A 23856-nucleotide genomic window follows, 5' to 3' on the forward strand; every position below is an offset into this window, starting at 1 on the left:
CTATCGATCATTACCAGTGTCACAGTGCGTCATAAACGCTTATATTTCGTATTACAGTCATTATATTAGACGGTAAAAGCGCACGTAGTTTAGCATATAACCGTTATTTTCATAGTTAAGTTTACACTTGTATATTGAGATGACTTATCTTTTATCAAGGTATGAGTTCGTACTATTTTGCTGCGACCGAATACAATATTGGGTGTCAATCTGCAATAAGAAAGTCAATTATGCTATAATAATCGCCGCTAAATTCACAGTGTTATCCATTATGTAGCACTGATACATTAGGGCGTGTTGAACATTCAACCATGGCACTGACAGAGACTGTTTTTTAGGCGATTCGCAGGTAAAAATAGTGAGTATAGTTATTCTATACGTTTATTTTTAGCAATGAAGCGGCAACGGCCCCATACTGTGTTGCAAGTCTCGCCAAGGTATTAACATTATCGTCGACTTGCGCCTTGTCTGGAACAGTTTTAGCCATCAGCAGTGCCTATTTGTGAATGTTCAACACGCCCTAGTATTCAATTATTATCCAAGTCATATATATTTGTTATCTAAACCATATAAACACACACGCTAAGGGTTTTCATGAGTATTAACGCCGCCACATCTGCCACTACCGAAAATGAGACGACTACGATGCTCAATACAGACCATCCGTTTTGGCAGATTATTCGCACAGTACCAGACTTTCCAAAAGTCGGCATTGATTTTTATGACATTACCCCGTTACTGCGCAGTCATATTGATGCTGTCATCGATGCGCTACTTGCTGCATTGCCAGAGGGACTGATGGATGAGGTGGATTGCTTAGGGGCTGTTGAAGCACGTGGATTTGTATTTGCCAGTATGCTGGCAGGAAGATTGGGTAAGGGGATGATCTTGCTCCGTAAGCCAGGCAAGCTGCCACCACCTGTCGCTAACAAAGCATATGCGCTTGAGTATGGGAAAGACACGCTTGAGATGCAAAACAACTTGCCGCCTGAGCGCGTACTACTGGTCGATGATATCTTGGCGACTGGAGGCACATTGACGACCGCTTATGAGTTATGCCAGTCAGCCGATCATACTGTGGTCGGTGCATTAGTTCTATTAGATTTGGTTGATCTACATGGCGAGTTCCCAGTACCTGTCTATACGGTACTAAAGGCGTAAGTCTGATCGTTCAAGAAAATCTATAGAGTATAAAAAAGCGCCCTGAAAATAATCAGGGCGCTTTTTTTGTGGTGAGTCTAATGATATTACGATTTGTTTTTCTCATAGCTTTTACAGGCGTATTCGATTAGCGTGCGACCAACGGTCTTTGGTGTGGTGATCTTAAAGTCTTTGGTGGTCAGTATAGGCTTTTCTGATTGCCACGACTTAATGACTTTATTATCAGCATTATAATCGACGTAAGCCCTTTTATAGTAACTGAAATCTTTACAAGAAATCAGTAGTTGCTGATCGCTATGATGGATGGGTTTTTCTTTCACTGTGCTCTTATCTTTTTGCGTAGGATAGGTTCTTAGCAAAGAGACAGTGATGTTTTCGACGACTTTTTCGTCTATGATGTTGATGTCAGAGTGTTCGATAGAGTCTACATCTAAGCTGAACGTCGATCCAGAGTCGCTCTTGGTCACCTCTACCCAATTGACCGCATGGGCACTGGTCACTAAAACACTGCCTGCCAATAACATTGATAGCCGTTTCATACTTAAGCCTTGCTTCTTGTTATCTGAAGTCGCTCATGATAGCCAACTTACTGTGGGCAGGCAAATATCTTTTGTGCCAGACGAGTGCTTATCGTGTCTCGTTTATTGCCCGCGAATGGCCGCTAACGTCTTTGCCAGCTCATCACGTGCCCCAATAAAACCATCAATACCTTTTGGTAATAGGTCTTGTGTGACCTTATCTTGCTGGTAAGCCGCGCTGAACTCTTCATGTGTCAAGCTCACTTGGCTCATCGCTTGCATATCCATGGACATGCTCGGCGATAACTGACGAGGCACATCAATATCCATGGCTGCCAGCTCATCGATTAGGTTGGGTGCAATGGTCAACAAATCGCAACCTGCAAGTGCCAATATCTGCTCAGTTGAGCGGAAACTCGCCCCCATGACTTGTGTATGATAGCCATGCTGCTTGTAGTATTGGTAAATAAGTTTGACAGATTGTACACCCATGTCTTCAGAAGCCGGCACGTTTTGACGGCTTTGCTGGCGTTTTTGCCAATCTAAAATACGCCCTACAAAAGGAGAGATGAGCGTCACGCCCGCATCTGCGCAGGCGATTGCTTGATGCTGGCCAAATAATAGGGTCAAATTACAGTGAATGCCTTGGGTTTCAAGATAACGCGCCGCTTCAATTCCCTGCCAAGTTGCTGCCATTTTGATCAATACTCGCTCTGAGTCGATGCCAGCTTTTTGATAAGCATCCATAAAAGCTAAGGCTTTATCGATCGTCGCTTTAGTATCATAAGACAAACGCGCATCAACTTCGGTAGAAACGCGCCCTTCAATAAGTGCCAAAATATCACAACCAACTTGAACGGTTAGGGCATCAATCACCGCATCTACATCGCCATTATGGCGGCTCATTGTTTCTGATAGCATACCTTGGTTATCAGGATGGATCAGTGCTTTGGTGATAAGGCTTGGATTGGTGGTCGCATCGATGGGTTTTAGCCGGGCAATAGCAGCAAGGTCGCCAGTATCAGCGACAATGGTCGTCATGGTACGTAATTGTTGTAATGCGCTCATCAGATATCCTTTTTCTTATTAATGATGTGGTGCTCCTCTTATATATCGCAGGGTAGGGAGCTGAATGGAAACTGTAACACAGTTTTCTACGTGTGTTTGCTCATAGTTGTGCTATGCGCCACTGTCATATCACTTAACTGTGATAATATTAATAATAATTTGCTGGCTTATCACTATTTACGAATGGGCACTGACTCGAGTTTTTGCTATAGTAGAGCCGGTCATCCGCTGGTCTGCTGTACTTGGCGACCAATATAGCAGTAATACCAGAGAACGCCAATGACGCGCGATGTTTCTGATAGACTGTTTTTGGATGATGGTTAAAATAGTTTTGGTCATTGACCGCTATTTACCAATGACTTCATAATGACACTCTCAATCACATATCGATATGTAGAGATAGTCGAAGCATTTAAAAAACACAGTAAAATTTAGCAGATATTCATATCTAAATATTAGTAATACCTAACAGTGATAAAATCTAAAAAGGATGGGCGGTAATGAGCGAGCAGTCACCAGAACAAACCATGGACAATCTAAATCAAACCGCCGCAGGCGCTAGCGATACCGCAACTGAAAAAGAGTTTTTAGACAATATTCGCCAAAACATTGATGCGGTCGACTGCGAAATCCAAACACTCATCAATAACCGTGCCAAGCTGGCGCAACAAGTAGCAGCGGTAAAGAAAAACCACACGGCCGCTGATGATAATACCAACCCTATCTTTTATCGTCCTGAGCGTGAAGCACAGGTGTTAAAAGCGGTCATGGAGCGTAATACGGGTCCGATCGCTGACGAAAAGATGGCGCGTTTGTTCCGTGAAATCATGTCGGTATGCCTAGACTTAGAAGCGCCGCAGCGTATTGCTTTCTTAGGGCCAGTTGGCACCTTTACCCATGCCGCTGCACTGAAGCATTTTGGCAAAGCTGCTGATACCGTACCAATGACGACCATTACCGATGTATTCCGTGAAGTTGAAGCGGGCACGGCGATGTATGGCGTTGTCCCTGTCGAAAACTCTTCAGAAGGGGTGGTCAATCATACTTTGGACGGATTCTTATCTTCTACGCTAAAAATTATTGGTGAAGTTGAGCTGCCGATTCATCAAAATTTCTTGGTCGCTGAGCATACTAAGCTTGATGGTTTGAGCCGTATTTATTCGCACCAGCAGTCATTGGCGCAGTGTCGTCATTGGCTAGATGTGAATTTTCCTAATGTGGAGCGCGTTGCGGTATCAAGCAATGGTGAAGCGGCGCGTCGCCTCAAAAACGAATGGCATTCAGCAGCAATCGCTGGCGACGTTGCGGTTGCAGAGTACGGCTTGCATAAGCTTTACTCAAACATTGAAGACAACCCAAGCAATACCACTCGTTTCCTTATCATCGGTCATGAAGCAATCGCGCCTTCTGGTCAAGACAAAACCTCCATCGTTGTCTCAGCCCATGACAGAGCTGGTGCATTGATCGAAATCTTGAAACCTTTGTCATATCATGGCGTATCGATGACCAGTATTGAGACACGTCCTGAGCGTCCTAATAAGTGGGCATATGTGTTCTTTATTGATATGAACGGTCATATCAATGATCCAAATGTCAGCGCCGCTATCAACGATATTCGCCCATTGGTAAAAGATCTGCGCATCTTAGGCTCTTATCCAAAAGCAGTATTGTAGAAACATATTGGCCCATCTATTAGTTTATTTATATATCAAGATTGACACCTAATAGATGGGCGCTCGCATTTAGTGATAACCTCTAAGGATAAGCCATGCAGCCTGATCAATTGACAGCATCAAACCTATCGCCATTAACGCCAGCTTATGACAGTATTCTGGCGTTGGCACCTTATCAGACAGGTAAGCCAATTGAAGAGCTGACGCGCGAATATGGTGTCTCAGATGTGGTGAAGCTGGCTAGCAATGAGAACCCGATGGGGTGCTCACCGCGAGTGACGCTAGCAGTCACTGAGCAATTGGGTCAATTGTCACGTTATCCTGATGGCAATGGCTATTATCTGAAGCAGGCGTTGGCTGACTTTAATGATGTCAAAGTCGAGCAGATTACGCTTGGCAATGGCTCTGATGATTTGCTCGATATTTTGGCTCGTAGTTTTGTGGGTGCTGATGATGCCATCGTCTATAGTCAGTATGCGTTTGTGGTCTACTCTATGCTGGCGAAGATGCAAGGCGCTATGGATGTTGAGGTGCCTGCCCACCGGTTTGGTCATGACTTAAAAGCCATGAGTCAAGCAGTCCAAGGTAATCCCAATACCAAAATCGTCTTTATTGCCAATCCCAACAATCCAACTGGCACGCAGCTAGACCGCAAGGAGCTGCGTCAATTCGTTACTAGTGTGCCAAGCTCAGTTTTGGTTGTATTGGATGAAGCTTATATCGAGTATAGCCCTGAGAGTAATAACCGCGCATTATTAGATGAGTTTGAGAATGTCATCATCGTGCGCACGTTTTCTAAAGCTTATGGGCTGGCAGGTTTACGTGTGGGCTATGCATTAAGCTCAGTAGCTGTTGCAGAGTTATTAAATCGTATTCGTCAGCCATTCAATGTCAGCCGTGTAGGCCTAGCTGCTGCCGCTGCGGCACTTGCTGATCAAGATTTTATTGAAAAAACGCGCCAGATGAATGATGAGCAAATGCGTTGGTTAGAAAAGCAGTTTGATACATTGGGATTGGGTTTTGTGAAGTCGCATGCCAATTTCATTATGGTTGAAGTGCAGGTTGAGATGGAAGATATAACTGCGGCTTCAATCCATCAAGCACTCCTGGAGCAAGGCGTTATTGTTCGGCCATTAGGTGCCTATGGACTGCCAAACTGGTTACGCATTACGGTGGGTGTGGCCGAGGATAATTTACGTTTGATTGATACTTTGCGTTCTATTCTGAGTGAAGACTAGGGCATGTCCCTAATTCAAACGTGTATCACTAAATGGGCTAAAAATGGCTAAATCTTTGACAAACGGTGTTAAATAGCTGGTCAATATCTCGATATTGTCTGCACTATTTTCCTTGTTTGCCTGCGATTTATCTCATTTTTATCACCATTTTTAAAATAGGGACACGCCCTCAGCACATCAATCGATATGTTTTGATCGAAGGTATTATTTAGTAAGAAGTGATCTTAACTAGCCATTAACTTATATAACGCTGGGATTTACCGAAATTTATCCGAGCGCGTTCAACGAGAAAAGCCGTGAGTCGTCAGAAAAAAAACAATCTTCAGCCCTCTTTAAATATGCATCGACCTATATTCGAACAAGTTTGTGTGATTGGACTTGGACTGATTGGTGCTAGCTTTGCGCAAGCCATTAAAGATAATGGCTTAAGCGCACGTTTGGTAGCAGTCGATAGGCATGCATCAAGTATCACAGAAGCTATCGAGCATGGTCTGCTTGATGCTGGTAGTGCAAACTTGCAGGACGTCATAAGCGGTAGTGATTTAATCATCATTGCAGTGCCTGTACAGGCAGTACAAGCGGTGTTTGTAGACATCAAACAGGCAATGGACAACGGACAGCTTGCCAGTGATTGCATCATGACGGATGTCTGTAGTACCAAGGTCAATATCATTGACGCGGCCAAAGCGGTGTTTGGTTCGCTGCCAATAGGGCTAGTGCCAGCGCATCCAATTGCTGGGGCTGAAAATTCAGGGTATCATGCCAGACGCGCCAATTTATTTGTCAATCATAGTGTCATTGTCTGTGAGCTAGCTACCACAAGTAATATCGCTATCACTAAGCTGCGATTATTATGGGAATCAGTGGGCGCAAATGTTATATCGATGGATGCAGATCACCATGATCGTATATTAGCGCATACCAGCCATTTGCCGCATTTGCTTGCCTTCAACTTGGTTGAGCAATTAGCAAGCCACGATGATAATTTAGATATGTTTCGTTATGCCGCCGGTGGGTTCCGCGATTTTACGCGTATCGCCGCAAGCGACCCTAAAATGTGGCATGATATATTTTTTGCCAATCAAAGCGCCATTGTGAGCGCCCTTGATGAGTATGGTGTCTATCTGCAAACCATGCGCCAGCTCATCATTGATAAAGATTCAACCGCCCTGATGGGACTTTTGGGCCGCGCGCAAGCCGCACGGCGACATTTTGGCCATATGTTAGCCAGCACTCCTTATACGGATACTTCTGCCATGTCAGCTTCTTATAATATTACCCCTAGCAATACTGTCTCTGGCACCATTGCCATTCCTGGTGACAAATCTATCTCGCATCGCAGCATTATGCTCGGTAGTCTTGCCACAGGCGTAACCCACGTTACTGGATTCTTAGAAGGGGAAGATGCCCTTGCAACGCTGCAAGCATTTCGTGATATGGGTGTCACGATTGAGGGCCCTGATAATGGTAACTTGACCATTCATGGTGTTGGTATGAATGGCCTAAAACCAAGCAAAACGCCTTTGTATATGGGTAACTCGGGTACGAGCATGCGCCTACTATCTGGTATCTTGGCAGCGCAATCATTTGATAGCGTATTAACGGGTGATACTAGCCTAAACAAACGCCCGATGGAGCGTGTGGCTGCACCGCTACGCACGATGGGTGCTGTCATCCAAAGCACGGGTCATAGTGGTACGGCACCGCTTAGCATCACGGGTCGCGATACCGCTGGTAAGCCATTGCAAGGAGATGAATATGATATGCCAGTGGCGTCAGCACAGGTAAAATCTTGCTTGCTACTAGCAGGTCTATGGGCCGAGGGTACGACAACGGTCACTCAGCCTGAAATCAGCCGTGACCATACCGAGCGTATGCTATCAGCCTTTGGTTATCCAGTAACTGTAGACGGCAATCGTATCAGTGTTACAGGTGGTGGTACGTTAACAGGTGGCGATATTGCTGTTCCTGCTGATATCTCATCTGCAGCGTTTTTTATGGTGGCCGCTGCTATTAGCCAAAATAGTGAGTTGACCTTGACGCAAGTCGGTATCAATCCTACGCGTACTGGCGTTATTGATATTCTAAAATTAATGAATGCAGATATTAGCCTAAGCAATGAGACCCATGTTGGCGGCGAGCCAGTGGCTGATATTACGATTCGCAGCTCAAACTTGGTCGGTATTGAGATACCAGAGCATCTCGTACCACTAGCGATTGATGAGTTCCCTGTACTGTTTGTCGCGGCTAGCTGTGCGCAAGGGCGTACCGTCTTGACTGGCGCTAAAGAATTGCGCGTCAAAGAATCAGATCGTATTGCGGTGATGGCAGAGGGCTTACAGACGCTTGGCATCGATTGTACTGTCACTGATGATGGGCTGATTATTGAAGGCAAAGGCGCTGCTACTGAGAATGGCGATATAAATAACAGTCAGCCTGTCTTTGGTGGCGGTCACATTGTCTCGCATCATGACCACCGTATTGCGATGAGTTTCTCTGTTGCGAGTCTGCGTGCTGCTGAGCAAATTACCATTGAGGGTACGGAGACGGTCAATACCAGCTTCCCAGGTTTTGCTGAGCTGGCTAACCAAATCGGTATGTCTATTCAAGTGGATACTGACGCTGAATAAATGAATGAGTGTGGATCAACATGTTCCTATGATCATGCGCTGTAAAGTATCCATAAAAAGCTCAATCTAATATTGTTAGCAATGTACTCATGTCACTATTGGCATGAGTACATTGCTTTTTATCTTATAATTTCACTGTAGTGACCCTGCGCTTTCACCACTAAATTGATAATAATAGTCAGAATTAGGTGAGGGTGCGCTTTGCTCTAAAAAGTTGTCCTGTACTATGACTACCCAAAATGTCGTCAAAAAACCTGTTGCCCCGATTACCACAACCAGACGCGGTATTATCACTGCACTTATTGCCTTTTTTATCTGGGGTGGTTTCCCTTTATACTTTAAGCAATTATCCGATTATGATGCGACCGAAATCATAGGCCACCGTATTGTTTGGACGTTTTTTTGCCTACTCATTGTATTGGTAGCGACTAAGCGTTGGGGGTGGATAGAGACGCTCAAACAAAACCCAAGATGGATCGCGTTGTCATTAGTATCTGGTTTGATTATCGCAACCAACTGGCTGACCTATGTATGGGCGGTCAATCATGATCGTATCCTTGAGGCCAGTTTGGGATACTTTATTGGGCCATTGGTGGGTGTTGGCCTATCGATGATTTTATTCAAAGAGCGCCTGCGCACGCTACAATGGGTAGCCATTGGCTTTGCACTACTGTCTGTGGTCATTCAAGTGGTGATGCTTGGTAATCTGCCGTGGATATCATTGATTTTGGCGTTCAGCTTTAGTACTTATGGCACTATTCAGCGGCAAACCCCATTGACTGCTGTCGATGCTATGTTTGTTGAAACGGCCATGCTAGTCCCCTTATGTATTTGGTGGTTTTGGCAGTCAGATGTCGTCAGCCATCAGCTAAGCTTTTGGTTCAGCGCAAACATTTGGCTATTGATGCTCGCAGGCCCGATTACTTTGATACCGCTATTGTTATTTAATAAATCGACCAAGCTTGTGGCATATAGTATCTTAAGCTTTATGAATTATCTGACGCCGACCTTTATTTTCTTCTTAGCGGTATTTTATTACAATGAACCATTTGATCTACATCGTCTGGCAGTATTTGGTTTGATTTGGTTAGGGTTACTCTTATTTAGTATTGATCTGTGGCGACATCGTCCAAGTAAAGTGTTAAAGGCTGAGCGTCTCCGTGAAGAGGCTTTGTAATCGGTTAAGTAAAGAGCTAAAAATACGCACAAAAAATTAGCAAACAAGGATGGAAGCATGTTTCATACGCAGTCTGATGTTGTATTTATAAAAGGTCTAAAAGTTGAAGCGGTGATTGGTGTGTTTGATTGGGAGCGCGCCATTACTCAGCCGTTACTGATCGATATCGCGCTTGAGACGGATATTAGCCGTGCTGCTGTGTCCGATGATGTCAGAGATGCCTTGAGTTATAAAGAAGTCTGTGATGATGTGAGCGAGTGGTGTAAAGAGATTCAAGCAAAGCTGCTTGAGCATTTGGCCGGTCAGATCTCTGATAAGCTATTTGCAAAGTATGACTGTCAAAAAATCGCGTTGAGCATTGCTAAGCCGACTGCTATTGCACAAGCAGATGCGGTAGGGGTGCAAATAACACGCTATGCACCAGCGCTAACCAACGAGTCAGCTACTAAAGACGTTGCCAAAGAAGTTAATGATAGCCAAGCCGATGATGCATAAAACGTCGATGGAGTTGAATGTGGCAACGCTAACACAATGCGCACCTGAGACTCTGCAAGCGCAGTCTGTGGTAGAGGTGGTGTTAGCGCTGGGTAGTAACTATCAAGCCGAGAAGTATCTACCGCTTGCTCGAGAGAGTTTGGCAGCGCTGGGTGAGGTAAAGCTATCTACTGCTTTTCAAAATCCTGATTTTACCGCGACTACCCAATTACCAAAACCTGACTATACCAATCAATGTGTCCATCTAGCACTGAGTACACCAATGAGTTTGCAGCAACTACAGCAAACCTTTAAAGCGCTTGAAGGTGATTGTAATAGACGTCGACAGACTGAGCCAAAGCAAGTGCGACGAGTGACGATGGATATTGATATTTTGATGGTTAGATTGGCTACTATAGAAAATAGCCTAAGCAAATATTCGACATTTAAATCAATATCTGATTGGATAGTAATGGCAGATCGTTATCCCTTTAAAGCGCATGAGGAAGTGGGGGTTAAAGAATTGACCGCATTTGCTGATTAGTTGATTAGTTGTTTGAATAATGTTTTGAGGAAAAATTGATAATAAATAGATAGATGGTAAATTAATTTATTTTAACTGACACTGACTACATCTGATATTTTTGCAGTAGATAAGACTAGGGGGCGTACAATGTATTGTACGCCCCCTAGTCTTATTTGTTTTACTGAAGTTGTAGTAGCTACTTCTGCTCGTTATCTGCTGCATCTACATCAGCACGACCAATCACATCTAAATCCTCTAGGCACAGCTTATCGTATTCCTTTTTGCAAAAATTAGGATCGATATCACACATCGCTGACTGCAACTGATCTAGGCGATTCTCTGATTGCTGAATGTGCTCAAGCATTTTAGCAAAGGCTTCTGCAACAGGGTCTTGCGAATAAGGATCGATACCATAAGCACGGAAGGTATTGGTACGTTTTGCGGTAGAAGTGGTGTCAGCTGTTTGATCCTTGATGCCCTCGCCAGCTTGCGCGACTTTTTCTTGTTGCTTGGTATCTTGTACTTTTGTCGCAATGGGATTGCCTTTTTCATCGTGATGATCTGAGATCATACGAGCGGCACTGCCGACCATCGTAGCGCCTGCTGGCACTGGTTTGACTACCACTGCATTCGAGCCGATTTTAGCATTTTTACCGACCGTAAATGGCCCTAAGACTTTTGCACCAGCACCTACGGTTACACCGTCTTCTAGCGTTGGGTGGCGCTTGCCATTATTCCAAGACACACCGCCTAGAGTAACACCGTGATACAACGTCACGTCGTTGCCAATCTCAGCAGTCTCACCGATGACGACCCCAACACCATGATCGATAAAGAAACGCTTACCAATCTTGGCAGCAGGGTGAATCTCAATACCTGTAATAATACGCGAGCCGTATGAGATGACGCGAGCCGCCAGTTTCTGTTCATGATTCCACAGACAGTGCGCACCGCGATGTAGAATGAGCGCATGGATACCTGGGTAGGTTAGGATGACTTCCAGACTATTGCGCGCTGCAGGATCGCGGTTAAATACCGCATCGATATCTTCTTTCAGATCTTTTTTGATGCTGACAAGCGATCTGAACAATTTGGATGGCAATGACATAAAGCGTCCTATCTATTCGTCGGTAAAGTAGCGTTGCTAAAGTAGCAATGTCTTTATTTTATGGTCATGATGGTTAAATAATAATGAGAGTATGTTGTTGCTCATTTTTTCTAAGTTATAACAGCTTTGTACCGCAAAATATAGTAAAAAGCTGTCAAATGAAGGCGAGCTGATAAGCAATGATTTGTTTTAGTCTTTGGATAATTTTGCAATCAAAGCGCTTAATAGCTGATACTCTTTTTGATCAAGCTGTAGACGTGATCCCAGTCTGGAGAGGCGTGACGGTAATGACTTTAGATGTTCGCTATTTGCCAGACCGCGCTGTACCATAAGGTCAGTAGTACGCTGAGTAAGCTGTTGCAACTGCTGCTGATTGATAGCAGGCTCATCCCACTGTTGACGCAAATTCACATTAATCGTCGATTGGGCTTCTGCGCTTGTATCCGAATCTAAATTATCAGCTGTCTGAGCATGCGTTTGAGCATAAGCAAAGATAAAGCTTGCAATGACCTGCACTGCTGAGGCGACATTTAGTACAGGATAAGCAGGATTGGCGTCGATTTGAATGTGATAATCAGCATAAGCCAACTCTTCATTGGTCAATCCACGATCTTCACGCCCAAATAAGATAGCGATATTTGGTTTGCCAGAAACAGCGTCTGATGAGGTATCGATATTACTATCATCTGCACTTAAAGCCGACTGTGTATCGATAAAATCAAACATAATCTTAGCTGCTTGCGTGGGTGTCACAACAGGGCGCGGCAGATGACGACTGCGGCTGCTGGCTGCAAATACCAATTGACAGTCTGAAATAGCAGACTCTAGAGTAGGTGCGATCACAGCAGATGACAGCAGCTCACTACCACCTGCCGCATGAGAGACACTGGTCTCATCAATTGGCAATTTGGGGTCGACAACGGTCAAACGGGACAAGCCCATTGTATGCATGGCGCGTGCGGCTGAGCCGATATTGGCAGGCAAAGTCGTATTGACCATGATGACTTGTAAGCAGTCGAGGTAGTCATTCACTGTACGGACTTGCTCAATAGATGATAAAGAGTCGTTACTCATTAGTGCCCCAATCTTTGATTGATTTCTTGTTCAGCACGTTGTAACGCGGTGGCAATCTCTTCAATAAGATCAGCTTGTTCACTAATGCGGCGCTCACGGCAGCATTCTTGTAGCTGGCTGCTAAGACGAACCAGCTGAGTCGTACCCAAATTGGCACTTGCGCCTTTTAGGGCATGAGCGGTTTCAAAGCCATTGGCGTTATCATCTTCTTGCTGAGCGATTCTCAGTGCTTCAACGCGTTTTTGACTGTCATTGAGGTACACTTGTATCAGCTCGACAAAATCTTCTTCCAGCAAGTCACGCATGTCTTCGAACTGTTCGTGATTGATAATCTCTTCATCAGTCTGACCAGTCATATTATTATTCGTCATGTCAGTCATGGCTTTTATCCAATTATTAAAAGTTAAAGCAGTTAGGGCGTGTCATCAATTAAGCCAGACTACGCAAGAAACCAGATGAATCGCACTGAGGAAATGACTGGCTAACTTATCATAACGAGTGGCAATCGCACGGTACTGCTTGATCTTGGCAAAGAAGTTCTCGATTAGATGCCTCGCTTTATAAAGTTCTTTATCGAAGTCTCTTGGCTGCAGTCGGTGACACTTGGACGGTATGACTGCATTGCCCTGTACTGCTTTAATTCGTTCAATGACGCGGGCATCAGCATCATAAGCCTTATCGGCAAGCCAAGTTTGGCTAATACTGACATCGAGCAGTTCATCTGAGCCACATAGGTCATGAGCTGCGCCACCTGTTAGATAAAAGCCAGTAGGATTGCCTAATGCATCGGTTCGAGTATGTATTTTAGTGGTCAGTCCACCTTTACTGCGACCGATGGCTTGATCCCTTTTTTTCCAGCACTGTGCTGATGGGCTTTAACAATCGTGGCATCTAGCATGGCATATTCATCATCTGATGGTTCGGACAGCTGATGAAAAACCTGTTCCCATACGCCTTTTTTTGACCAGCGGCTAAAGCGAATATGAACCACTCTGAAGTCGCCAAAACGTTCAGGTAGGTCGCGCCAAGGGATGCCTGTCTTATAGCGATATAGGACAGCTTCTACGAATAAGCGATTATCTTTTGCAGTAACACCAACGTCACTCGATTGACCAGGTAGAAGCTCTTTAATTCTCTCCCATTGGTCATCTCGTAAGGCATGTCGTCTTGTCATAGTGTCCGATCTCAAATTACTAAATACGATCTAAGTATAGCTTATCCTGAAATATCTCTGCTAATTGATGACACGCCCTAAGTTACTATAGTAGATTTTTGGTAGGATTGTGTATTTTAGCTGTAATGAAAGTGTAAGTTATCTTCACTAACTAACGTCTTCAACTGTTGCAAATTATCGTCGTTCGGGTAGACTCGCCAATGTTCGGATAGCCCCACATTTGCGATACCATAAACGTCATACACGCTCAAGCCAAGTGGCAAGCAGTTGTCATTGATAGAAGTATCCGTATTACTGAGCGCATTGTTTGCATAACTTTGGGGCATGCTATTTTGATTCAATGCGTCATGGTTCATATCGTTCTCTAGAGCCAATAAATCATTGCCATTTTCATCATACAAACTGCCGCCCATGGCAGGGTCGTAGGCGCTACCGCCAGCACCGTCTTGCTCATCTTGCTCTTGATTATAAGCCAGACGCGGCTCAGGTATGATATCAGCCTGTGCGGATTTAAGTAGTGGTTGCAAGCGTGTGAGTAGGTTGATATCGCTACCATGGACTTTGATACTGATTTTTTTGAGCCAACGCAGGCGCGCATCGACCATGCTCATGGCGCTATCAAGACGCGCAAACAAGCGCCCATCACGCTCACGAATACTGCCTTTGATAATGACAACTTCATCGATTTTCAATTGCTCTTTGACGCGGTTGAAACGCTCAGCATAGCAGCTGACTTCCAATCTCGACGTGCCATCATCTAGAGTAATCACATTACGATTGCCAAAGTTAGCGATATCTATAATGAGTCCTGCAAAATAGCAGCTACCGTTATAACCAGTATCTGCCAACTTATTGAGACGAGTACCTGAGGTGTAGCGTTTTAACTCATCCAAGTATTCATTAATTGGATGACCCGTTAAGTACAATCCTAATGTGTTCTTTTCCGCTTTTAGGCGATGCTTGTCACCCCAGATCAACTCAGGCGTCATCACGAGTGGCGGCGCTGCAACAACACCGTCCATTTCGCCAAACAAATCCATCATGCCAAGCTCGTTGTTCTGCCGATCTTGCTCAGCCGCTTGGACGGCGCTTGGCAGTTGGCTCATCAGTGCACCGCGAATCTCGTAAGCTTCATCGGCTGGTAAGTCGGGTCGTAGCGTCGCAGCAAAGTCATCAAAACAGCCTGCGCTAACCAATGCTTCTAGTGTACGCTTATTGACCTTTTTGATATCCACACGGCGGCAAAAGTCATATAAGTCTTTAAAAGGTCCATCCGTTCGACGAGCATTAACGATGGACTCGACAGCCCCTTCACCAACACCTTTGATCGCCCCAAGACCATAAATGATATTGGTCGGCGTATCCGCGACGAAATGCCACTCGCTGCGATTGACTGACGGATTGACCACAGTCAAATCAAAGTTTTCGCGGCAATCATTGATAAAGAACACCACATTGTCGGTGTTGTTCATATCAGATGTTAATACCGCCGCCATGAATTCAGCAGGGTAGTACTGTTTTAGATAAGCCGTCTGATAGGCAAGTACCCCGTAAGCGGCAGAATGCGAGCGGTTAAAGCCATAACCTGCGAATTTTTCCATCAAATCAAACACGCCGCCTGACGTGACCTCATCGATACCCTGTGAGGTTGCGCCAGTCACAAAGATATCGCGCTGCTTAGCCATTTCTTCAGGTTTCTTTTTACCCATCGCGCGGCGCAGCATATCAGCACCGCCCAGACTATAACCTGCCATGACCTGTGAGATTTGCATGACCTGTTCTTGATAGACGATAACGCCATTGGTGTTTTCTAAGATGGGTTCAAGATTGGGATGATCATAAATGACTTCCTCACGACCGTGCTTACGGTCGATATACATCTCTACCATGCCTGCATCAAGCGGGCCGGGACGATAGAGCGCACACATAGCGATGACATCTTCGATATTGGTTGGCTGCAGTTTGGCCAAATACTTTTTCATGCCCATACTTTCTAGCTGAAAGACGGCGGTTGTTTTGGCATCTTGCAGCAACTTATAGGCTTTAACATCATCGAGTGGTAAGTCTTCTAAAACCAATGCGGGCACGTTTTCTTTGGCACGGCGTAAGTTGATATTCTCAACCGCTGCGTTGATGACTGTTAAGTTACGTAGACCCAAAAAGTCAAACTTTACCAGACCGACAGCTTCTACATCGTCTTTATCAAACTGGCTGACACGGTGCCCATCGTCATCACAATAAATCGCACTAAAGTCCGTGATTTTATGCGGTGCAATCAGTACGCCACCGGCATGCTTACCGACATTTCGGCAAACGCCTTCAAGCTTAATCGCCATCTCCCAGATCTCAATGGCATCTTCATAGTCCATATTGTCAGGATTAGAGATTAAGTCTTTGAGCTGTGGTTCTTGCTCAAGCGCTTGGCTGAGGGTGATACCAGGTGTTTTGGGAATCAGCTTAGATATTTTATTGGCCAAAAAGTATGATTTGCTTTGTACACGCGCCACATCACGCACCACCGCTTTTGCGGCCATCGTACCAAAAGTAATAATCTGTGAGACCGCATCACGACCATAGGTTTGCGCCACATAGTCAATCACGCGATCACGACCTTCGATACAAAAGTCGATATCGAAATCGGGCATCGATACACGCTCAGGGTTCAAGAAGCGCTCGAATAGTAGGTCGTAATGAATCGGATCAAGGTCGGTAATATTGAGCGCGTAGGCGACCAAGGATCCTGCACCAGAACCACGTCCAGGTCCAACAGGCACGCCGTTGGCTTTTGCCCAGCGGATAAAGTCCATAACGATGAGGAAGTAACCGGGGAAGCCCATGGATAAAATAATATCCAGCTCGTAGGCGAGGCGCTCATCGTATCTCTGACGAAAGTCGCTCCAGTTATCTGTACGTGCTTCGACAGGAAAAAGCTTATCTAAGCGTTGCTCAAGACCGCGCTGCGACTCGGCCCGAAAAAACGATTCAATCGTCTCGCCTTCAGGGACAGGGAAGTCAGGCAGTACATTAATGCCCAGTGTCAAAGTGACATTACAGCGGGTTGCCAAGCGTAAGGTGTTATCGACCACCTGCGGAATATCAGCAAACAGCTGCGCCATTTGCTCTTGGGTTTTGAGGTATTGCTCATCTGAGTAGGTTTGCGGACGACTGGGATCAGCTAAGACATAAGAGCCTGCGATACACACGCGGGCTTCATGCGCATCAAAATCCTCTTGCGCCAAAAAACGCACATCATTGTGCGCAATGATAGGAATATGGTGCTTGGCACCTGAGTGAATGGCTGCTCTAATAAAAGCGTCCTCGCCTGAGCGATTGGTACGCTTGATGGCAAAGTATAAACGATCGCCAAATTGCGCTTGCCACTCGGTGAGCAGCTCATCGGCTTTTTCTGGCATAGAGCCTACCAGTGCTTGACCAACGTCGGACTTTTCGGTCAGTAGAACAATCACACCTGCCGCATGTTCTAAAATATGGCTACGCTTGATAACAGGGACGCCATGATTGACAGGGTCAGCGCGACCTTCGGTAAACCCAAGAGACACGATACGGGTAATGTTTTGATAGCCTTCGTTATTCATCGCAAGTAGGGTGAGGCGCGTGTCTTCATTATCCATGATGACTTCGCTGCCTATAATGGGCTTGATACCCGCGCCTAGGCAAGCACGATAAAACTTCACCGTGGCATATAAATTGGACAAATCAGTCAAAGCCAGCGCCCGCTGATTGTCAGCTGCCGCCGCTTTCACGAGCGGCTTGATGCGCACGATAGAATCGGTGATGGAATATTCGCTGTGGATACCAAGGTGTACAAATGCCATAGAAGACTCTTACTAGTACGATCAAAAGAAATAAGCTAGCGATAAAATACAGGATGATTATCAATCATTTGTAGTGTTATCGAGAGGTGGTTAAGACCTCGGTAGCCATGTTGATACGTTTTAAATAGGGTCGTTAATAATAGCATTATTTGCTACCGACAGCCACTAATTGCAAGGGTTTAATCTGAGTGAGTGAATCTGTTTTCTTATTTATTAATGTGAAATACTGCTGCGTTTTATCTCAATAGTTGATAGCATAAACATTTGTTTTTAAGCTAATGTAATAATATGCCAATGTCACTATATTATTCACACAATCAAAAAAAGACGATAATACTATGAGTAATATTACTAAGCTTCCTGCATTTGGCGACATGTTAAATGCTGGAATACAAACCATAAAAAACTTAAGCACGCGAAATACCATCGGTCGTACCGTATTTTATAGAGAATTTGAAAAACTAGCACACATCGTAAATGACCATAAAGATATTAACTATATGAGCAACTACGATATACGTCATGAATGTCATGATGGTTCACCCTGCTATGACGAAATTGTTGACTTGATTTTGTTATGTTTATCTGCGATGGGCTTGGTCAAGGAAGATAAGTTCAGTTTGGTTCCTAACCTCAATCAGAATTTTGCTAATTTTATTACTTTTGATGAAAAAGTAACGCCCAAAAATATCATACGTTTAGACCCTTTTGGTAAAGTTTATTTTTGGCTAGCGGGCAATAACTTCAACCAATATATAGGGGAAGGTATTCCAAATAGTGACTATATTGCTAATTTTAAGCGCTTTGATAACAAGGCTTTTGCTGACTTGCAAAAAGTGAATATTGCCGCCTATGGTAAAAATGGTGATGCACTTATTAGTCACTTAATCGATGAAACCAAACGTCGAACTTCTATATTTATGAATAATTATGCAGATGCTACGGTTGGAAATGATTTTGTCAAAGTAACGCCTGATATGATTATGGCTCAACTTGAAAGCTTATCACCGTTGCAGTTTGAGTGGTTTTGCTTAAAGCTAATTGAGAGATCCTTGGAAATAGAAAGTCCTGAGAGTAATCTAACCTCTCGTCACACAGGACGGTCGAACGATAATGGTATTGATGGACTTATCATTCAGGATTTTCCAGATGGCGAGGTGCACAATTACTATATACAGGCGAAGCTTTATAGTAATGGCAACAATATATCGAATGGTGACTTAAGGAATTTTATAGGGGCTTATCCACCACAAAAAACCAATCATCATGGGATTTTTATTACTACCACAAGCTTTACCAAACCTGCGCAAGATTATGCTAATTCGACTGACTCACATAGCCTTATTTTAATTGATCAACTGAACTTGATTGAATTGATGATGCAACATAAGGTAGGTCTGAAAGAGGTTAATGCCAGACCCAAAATGTTGTTGGATAATGAGTTCTTCGAAAGAATCAAATTATACTGATATATATCAAGAGGGTTTTATCACACTGCATACATAAGAAGAGTCGCTATGTTTGATAGCGACTCTTTAGGATAATTAGATGTGGGTATTATTGAATCAGTATCCAACCACCGCTGCATCCACAATACGGGGATCAGAAGATCCATACAGGCCGTTTGGTGTGAGCATAATCGACTGCGTGGAGCCCATGGCGGACTTTGGACTGACCGTGTGCCCCATAGATTCAAGCTTTTTGACTGTATCTACATTGAGCGCTTTTTCAATCCGAATCTCATCAGGGAGCCATTGGTCATGAATACGCGGTGCGTGAGTTGCCTCAGCGATATTCATATCATGGTCGATGACGTTAGAGATAATCTGGGTGACCGTGGTAATAATGCGACTGCCCCCTGGGCTGCCCGTAACGATATACGGTTTGTTGTCTTTAAATACCAGCGTTGGACTCATCGAGGAGAGCGGACGCTTATTGGCTTCAACAGCATTGGCGTCACCACCAATCAATCCGTAACCATTGGGTACACCCGGCTTGGCAGAGAAATCATCCATTTCGTTATTTAACAAAATACCTGTGCCGTCAGCCACGAGACCAGTGCCATAAGAGAAGTTCAACGTATAGGTGTTGGCGATGGCATTGCCGTCTTTATCCACAATAGAGAAATGCGTGGTTTGATCGCTCTCATAAGGGAGCGGGTTGTTTGCTTTGATGGTCGCGGCTGGCGTGGCTTTATTTGGATCAATCAAGGTGCGCAGGTTATCCGCATAGGCTTGTGACGTTAGGCCGCTAGCAGGTACGTCGATAAAGTCAGAATCCCCTAGGTACTCAGCACGATCTGCATAAGCCAGTTGCATTGCTTCCGCCATCAAGTGAATGGTTTGTGCGCTGTTTTGACCATAGTCCCCCAGTGGATAGCCTTCTAAGATATTTAATATTTCGATAATGTGAATACCACCAGAGGAGGGCGGTGGCATAGAGACAATCTCATAACCACGGTAATCACCTTTGACAGGCACGCGGGCGATGGCTTCGTAATCGGCTAAATCCTGCAAGCTCATGCTACCGCCTGCTTCATTGACGGCTTTTACGATGTCACGCGCGGTTTTCCCTTTATAAAATCCGTCTGCGCCTTGTACCGCGATTCGCTTTAGCGAGCGGGCAAGCTCAGGCTGCTTTAACCGCTCACCCGGTTGATAAGCGCTGCCATCAGGCTTGAAAAATACCTTTTTGGTGCTTGGCCATTTTTGCAAGCGATCACTCAAAGCAGTGAGCGATTCGGACAAGCCAGCGGTAACCTCTATACCGTCTTCTGCCAATGCGATCGCTGGTGCCATGACTTGCTCGCGGCTCATGGTGCCATGCTCTTCTAATGCTTTTAGTAGTCCTGCGACTGTCCCCGGCACCCCAACGGCTAAGCCATGATAACGAGATAAGTCACTGACTGCGTTGCCCTCATCGTCGAGATACATATCGCGAGAGGCGCTACTTGGTGCTTTTTCACGATAATCGAGTGCAACCGTTTCGTCTTGCTTGGCATCATAAATCATCATAAAACCGCCACCACCGATATTACCAGCACGTGGTAAGGTCACTGCTAAGGCAAAGCCAACCGCAACCCCAGCATCTACCGCGTTACCACCGTCTTTCAAAATCTGCAAACCGATGTCAGAAGCAAGCGCTTCTTGGGTGGCGACCATGCCATTTTTTGCCCATACTGGATGATGTATGGCATCTTCAGAGTAGATAGCTTGGTCGCTATTGGTATTGTTTGACGTGGTTTTGAGAGTACTGGTTTTTGCCCGTGTGATGCGTTTGGTTTCAGATAGGACAGTTGGATTGTCCGTCATGATGGCTAGGTTTATCTCGTTGGTATTAATCGATGTGTTATTGACCGCGGGGCTGTTGGCTGAAACGGTTGGCTCTAGCGCATGGGCTGAGACAGACAGTAGTAGCGCACTCGTAATCAGTAAAGCACTAGATTTTAACTTATTATTAGTCTTTGGGTTTTTTTGCTGAGTCATTCGATGCTGGTGAGATAATGATGGTGACATCACAAAGTCCTTTTTGGGCGAGTAGAAAAAAAGAGGGTATCAAATAAATACGCTTAAATAGTAACGAAAATATCAAATAGTAGAAAGTTGTTTATCATCTTTATGATTTGAGTTTTTATATGATGTGCAATGTGAGCAGTTTTCTATCGAGATATACATAATTAGTGGCATATGAATTGTGCAGAGAAGCTCACTAACCAGTGAAGATTTTCTTTAAAAATAGGTCTTAATATTACTAAATTGTAACGTCTTGTGATATAAAGTACAGTACTAATGTATATCCGTTAACAACTGGCTATTTATACAAAGAGATTCCTATGTCATCAAACCATGTTAATAACCGTAATCGACAGTGCCACTCTGAGATAGCGAGTAATTATTCGTCTATCATCAACAATAAAAATAATAATGGTCATGTATCCCAAACAGGCAAATTAACCTCTATTGCTTTGCTGGTTGGTAGTGCATCGCTTTTGCTTACAGGTTGTCAATCAAATCCGACTGCCTCAGCGGATGTGGCAGCCTCCAGTACCCTTATGGATTTTAGCACTGCAAACCCTGCTCAGAGCCAACGTCAAGGCCGCGCTTTTACTGCTAGTCAAGATGCCCAAGCTGAGCGTTACGCGCAACTGTTTGATCAAGAAAAATATCCTAATATTGAACACCAAGCCAAGGCGCATTTATTGGCAGCGGTTCGCCAGCATTTGGCAACACAGCACGTGGCCGTCGCGCAAGCCAATTATCAAGCAGTACCATTTATCGATGCCGATAGTATTGATGCAGGCTCAAGTAGCTTACTTAGAACGATTATAGAGACCTATGCATATCAGCCTGAGGGAATGTACGATAGTAGCGATGATGAGCCAGACAGTGATGACCACAATTATGATGGGACAGAAGACGCTTTAGAGTCGGATTATCCTAGCGACTACATTGACGAAGAAAAAAAAGCTGAGCAAGAGGAAAAAGCGATTGCGGCCATACTGGCTGAAGCAGGTGAAAATGAGCCAGCAAGTGCTGATGAAGAGCACGACTACGATGCAGAAGACCGTGATAGCGACGATTATGCCAGTGATGACTATTCTACTGATGAATATGATGAGTACGGCGGCGAGACTGGAGGCGTGCTCTCCGGCATGTCGGGGTTGAACCCGAAGACAATGGCGGCAAAATATGAAGCCATGCAAATGGCAAAACAGCAAGCCAAGACAGAGCCGACCAATAGCGAGGAGCTATCAAGGTCTTCTACTGGCTTGATTGGTAACATACTGACGATGTTCAGCCGCACTCCTGAGCAAATCGCTGCATCCAACGCCTATCAATACCAGCACTTGACGTTCAATAGCGTCAGTCAGTACAACCCAAAACAGCGACAATTACAAAGCGTCTATAGCTACGACTATACCACGCCAACGATCAGCTCATCTATACAGATACCAGTGGCATTTGATTTTAACAACAGCAGTGTCACGCTCGACCCATCGGCAATCATGCCAATCGTTGCGCTCGCCAATCCCGAGAACACCCCATTACCCTCGCAGATGGCCTCACATACGGTCAGTTTTGGTTTGCCTGAAAGTATCACGGCGCAGTTGCCGCCAGCAGTGCTCTATGATGCGGTGCTCAATGCCATACAGAGCAGTATGGCAGAATTGGCACCTGAGCATTTTAGCGCCGTAGACATCAGTGGTGATGCGTTTGCTAAAGAAGTTGGTGCGACTCAAGCAGTAAAAGTTTATTTTGGCAGTCAGCAAAGTGGTGAAATGATTGGTAAGACTCTGAAATATGTGACGAAATCGTTGCAAGAGTATGTAGATGCCAACCCAGACAAATATCCTGATGGAGCCATCCTAAAAGCCGCGCTTGCCAAAGTTCAGCTGTACAACAAAGGCTATCAAAGCGCGGATGTGGGTTCGTTAGTGCAGCTTATCGAAGCCATTGGCCCTATCTCTTTTAATCAGATTAATTACTATTATTTAGATGGATCAGATCGCCTGCTTGCCAAGCAGCAGCGCGTCAATATCGGTGGTGATTTACTTGGCTCTACGACGACCATGCTCAACCAAGTACGTTATGATAAATCTAGCTTTAAAAGACATGCCCTAACGCCATTGCTGGCAGAATCGTTTGGCTCAAATGCGGTAGCGCCTATCGATGGTAATGCATGGATAGCAGCGCAGCGCCAGAAAAAAGACAGGCTACAAACGGCACGCTATGCGCGCTACGATTATGAGGATGGCAGCTTAGAGACTGATTATAGTAGTGACGAATACGACAATCGTTATGGTGCAGAATCAATCGATGAGAGCCGTATTGGCGATGCTAAAGATGATAATGAAAAATAGAGACGACGTCGCATTATCTGATCGCATTTACGCATATGTCTATTAAGGATAAAAAATGAAAACAGTACATCAAACGCTTACACTACATCTGTCATCTATGATGAAAAATCACTTATTATTGATCAGTACATTGCTGTCAGGAGCATTACTCTTAACGGGTTGCCAATCTGCCAATTTGAACCAGTCAAATGCATTGACCGTTAAGCAATTACCTAGGGCGTGTCATCAATTAAGCCAAACGACACAAGAAACTAAGTGAATGGCACTAAGGAAATGACTGGCTAACTTATCATAGCGAGTGGCAATCGCACGATACTGCTTAATCTTGGCAAAGAAGTT

General features: G+C 44.7%; 18 protein-coding genes and 1 pseudogene. 10 read left to right on the forward strand and 9 right to left on the reverse strand.

Annotated elements, in window-relative coordinates; all coding sequences use genetic code 11:
• The first annotated feature begins 594 nt into the window (after positions 1-594).
• The gene (locus JMX83_RS10935) at positions 595-1161 is read left to right on the forward strand and encodes an adenine phosphoribosyltransferase (protein ID WP_406947632.1); all 567 of its coding nucleotides are present in this window, start codon (positions 595-597) and stop codon (positions 1159-1161) included.
• A gap of 86 nt (positions 1162-1247) precedes the next feature.
• Here JMX83_RS10935 and JMX83_RS10940 read toward each other — a convergent pair whose 3' ends face one another.
• Both JMX83_RS10940 and JMX83_RS10945 read right to left on the reverse strand, forming a co-directional pair.
• On the reverse strand, positions 1248-1700 hold the full coding sequence (locus JMX83_RS10940; protein ID WP_201601645.1) for a surface-adhesin E family protein: 453 nt from the start codon (positions 1698-1700) through the stop codon (positions 1248-1250).
• A gap of 102 nt (positions 1701-1802) precedes the next feature.
• Complete coding sequence (locus JMX83_RS10945; RefSeq protein WP_201601647.1) at positions 1803-2747, reverse strand: transaldolase; 945 nt, start codon at positions 2745-2747, stop codon at positions 1803-1805.
• Between the two features lie 500 nt (positions 2748-3247).
• On the opposite strand from JMX83_RS10945, the gene pheA reads away from it, so the two are divergent.
• The 6 genes from pheA (at position 3248) to JMX83_RS10975 (ending at position 10483) form a co-directional block, all read left to right on the forward strand.
• Positions 3248-4420, forward strand: a complete 1173-nt coding sequence (pheA, locus tag JMX83_RS10950; protein WP_058024282.1) for a prephenate dehydratase — start codon at positions 3248-3250, stop codon at positions 4418-4420.
• Between the two features lie 95 nt (positions 4421-4515).
• Positions 4516-5658, forward strand: coding sequence for a histidinol-phosphate transaminase (gene hisC, locus JMX83_RS10955; RefSeq protein ID WP_201601649.1), 1143 nt, complete (start codon positions 4516-4518; stop codon positions 5656-5658).
• 338 nt (positions 5659-5996) lie between these two features.
• Positions 5997-8288, forward strand: coding sequence for a bifunctional prephenate dehydrogenase/3-phosphoshikimate 1-carboxyvinyltransferase (locus JMX83_RS10960; protein WP_201601685.1), 2292 nt, complete (start codon positions 5997-5999; stop codon positions 8286-8288).
• Positions 8289-8514: 226 nt separating this feature from the next.
• Positions 8515-9465: an EamA family transporter RarD gene (gene rarD / locus JMX83_RS10965; protein ID WP_201601651.1), complete on the forward strand. Its 951-nt coding sequence runs from the start codon at positions 8515-8517 to the stop codon at positions 9463-9465.
• 57 nt (positions 9466-9522) lie between these two features.
• Positions 9523-9960 (forward strand): dihydroneopterin aldolase, encoded by a 438-nt coding sequence (gene folB, locus JMX83_RS10970; protein WP_201601654.1) that lies wholly within the window; start codon positions 9523-9525, stop codon positions 9958-9960.
• Positions 9961-9979: 19 nt separating this feature from the next.
• The gene (locus JMX83_RS10975; protein WP_227675825.1) at positions 9980-10483 is read left to right on the forward strand and encodes a 2-amino-4-hydroxy-6-hydroxymethyldihydropteridine diphosphokinase; all 504 of its coding nucleotides are present in this window, start codon (positions 9980-9982) and stop codon (positions 10481-10483) included.
• A 178-nt stretch (positions 10484-10661) separates the two neighbouring features.
• Here the strand turns inward: JMX83_RS10975 and cysE are convergent, their stop codons facing one another.
• From cysE to dnaE, 5 genes and pseudogenes are all read right to left on the reverse strand, one after another.
• Positions 10662-11573 carry a serine O-acetyltransferase gene (gene cysE, locus JMX83_RS10980; RefSeq protein ID WP_201601657.1) on the reverse strand — a complete coding sequence of 304 codons (912 nt, stop codon included), beginning with the start codon at positions 11571-11573 and terminating at the stop codon, positions 10662-10664.
• Between the two features lie 189 nt (positions 11574-11762).
• Entirely contained in the window at positions 11763-12647 is an 885-nt protein-coding gene (locus JMX83_RS10985) for an RNA methyltransferase (RefSeq protein WP_201601660.1), read from the reverse strand.
• The gene (locus tag JMX83_RS10990) at positions 12647-13027 is read right to left on the reverse strand and encodes an Hpt domain-containing protein (protein WP_201601662.1); all 381 of its coding nucleotides are present in this window, start codon (positions 13025-13027) and stop codon (positions 12647-12649) included. Before JMX83_RS10990 ends, JMX83_RS10985 begins: the two co-directional genes overlap by 1 nt.
• Before the next feature lie 45 nt (positions 13028-13072).
• Positions 13073-13821, reverse strand: a pseudogene (locus JMX83_RS10995) (IS5 family transposase).
• 116 nt (positions 13822-13937) lie between these two features.
• Positions 13938-17657: a DNA polymerase III subunit alpha gene (gene dnaE / locus JMX83_RS11000; RefSeq protein WP_201601665.1), complete on the reverse strand. Its 3720-nt coding sequence runs from the start codon at positions 17655-17657 to the stop codon at positions 13938-13940.
• Positions 17658-17995: 338 nt separating this feature from the next.
• On the opposite strand from dnaE, the gene JMX83_RS11005 reads away from it, so the two are divergent.
• Entirely contained in the window at positions 17996-19126 is a 1131-nt protein-coding gene (locus JMX83_RS11005; protein WP_201601668.1) for a restriction endonuclease, read from the forward strand.
• Between the two features lie 96 nt (positions 19127-19222).
• On the opposite strand, the gene ggt is transcribed toward JMX83_RS11005, so the two are convergent.
• A complete protein-coding gene (ggt, locus tag JMX83_RS11010) occupies positions 19223-21142 on the reverse strand; it encodes a gamma-glutamyltransferase (RefSeq protein WP_406947633.1) in 1920 nt (639 codons plus the stop codon).
• Positions 21143-21489: 347 nt separating this feature from the next.
• Between ggt and JMX83_RS11015 the strand changes: the two genes are divergently transcribed.
• Together JMX83_RS11015 and JMX83_RS11020 are read left to right on the forward strand one after the other, a co-directional pair.
• Positions 21490-23517, forward strand: a complete 2028-nt coding sequence (locus JMX83_RS11015) for a hypothetical protein (protein WP_201601674.1) — start codon at positions 21490-21492, stop codon at positions 23515-23517.
• Between the two features lie 55 nt (positions 23518-23572).
• Positions 23573-23776 carry a hypothetical protein gene (locus JMX83_RS11020; RefSeq protein WP_201601676.1) on the forward strand — a complete coding sequence of 68 codons (204 nt, stop codon included), beginning with the start codon at positions 23573-23575 and terminating at the stop codon, positions 23774-23776.
• Here the strand turns inward: JMX83_RS11020 and JMX83_RS11025 are convergent.
• Positions 23743-23856 (reverse strand): transposase (locus tag JMX83_RS11025; protein ID WP_162628550.1); only part of this gene is annotated, 114 nt, incomplete at its 5' end. The two genes, JMX83_RS11020 and JMX83_RS11025, sit on opposite strands and share 34 nt — an antisense overlap.

It is taken from the genome of Psychrobacter piscatorii, assembly GCF_904846415.1.
Lineage (GTDB): Bacteria > Pseudomonadota > Gammaproteobacteria > Pseudomonadales > Moraxellaceae > Psychrobacter > Psychrobacter piscatorii.

Bases quoted from the DNA above. Each gene is read 5' to 3' on its own strand.
- JMX83_RS10960 (WP_201601685.1), top strand. From the start codon at position 5,997: ATGCATCGACCTATATTCGAACAAGTTTGTGTGATTGGACTTGGACTG.
- dnaE (WP_201601665.1), bottom strand. From the start codon at position 17,657: ATGGCATTTGTACACCTTGGTATCCACAGCGAATATTCCATCACCGAT.
- JMX83_RS11015 (WP_201601674.1), top strand. From the start codon at position 21,490: ATGTCATCAAACCATGTTAATAACCGTAATCGACAGTGCCACTCTGAG.
- cysE (WP_201601657.1), bottom strand. From the start codon at position 11,573: ATGTCATTGCCATCCAAATTGTTCAGATCGCTTGTCAGCATCAAAAAA.
- hisC (WP_201601649.1), top strand. From the start codon at position 4,516: ATGCAGCCTGATCAATTGACAGCATCAAACCTATCGCCATTAACGCCA.
- rarD (WP_201601651.1), top strand. From the start codon at position 8,515: ATGACTACCCAAAATGTCGTCAAAAAACCTGTTGCCCCGATTACCACA.
- ggt (WP_406947633.1), bottom strand. From the start codon at position 21,142: ATGACTCAGCAAAAAAACCCAAAGACTAATAATAAGTTAAAATCTAGT.
- JMX83_RS11020 (WP_201601676.1), top strand. From the start codon at position 23,573: ATGAAAACAGTACATCAAACGCTTACACTACATCTGTCATCTATGATG.
- JMX83_RS10990 (WP_201601662.1), bottom strand. From the start codon at position 13,027: ATGACTGACATGACGAATAATAATATGACTGGTCAGACTGATGAAGAG.
- folB (WP_201601654.1), top strand. From the start codon at position 9,523: ATGTTTCATACGCAGTCTGATGTTGTATTTATAAAAGGTCTAAAAGTT.
- pheA (WP_058024282.1), top strand. From the start codon at position 3,248: ATGAGCGAGCAGTCACCAGAACAAACCATGGACAATCTAAATCAAACC.
- JMX83_RS10985 (WP_201601660.1), bottom strand. From the start codon at position 12,647: ATGAGTAACGACTCTTTATCATCTATTGAGCAAGTCCGTACAGTGAAT.
- JMX83_RS10945 (WP_201601647.1), bottom strand. From the start codon at position 2,747: ATGAGCGCATTACAACAATTACGTACCATGACGACCATTGTCGCTGAT.
- JMX83_RS11005 (WP_201601668.1), top strand. From the start codon at position 17,996: ATGAGTAATATTACTAAGCTTCCTGCATTTGGCGACATGTTAAATGCT.
- JMX83_RS10935 (WP_406947632.1), top strand. From the start codon at position 595: ATGAGTATTAACGCCGCCACATCTGCCACTACCGAAAATGAGACGACT.
- JMX83_RS10940 (WP_201601645.1), bottom strand. From the start codon at position 1,700: ATGAAACGGCTATCAATGTTATTGGCAGGCAGTGTTTTAGTGACCAGT.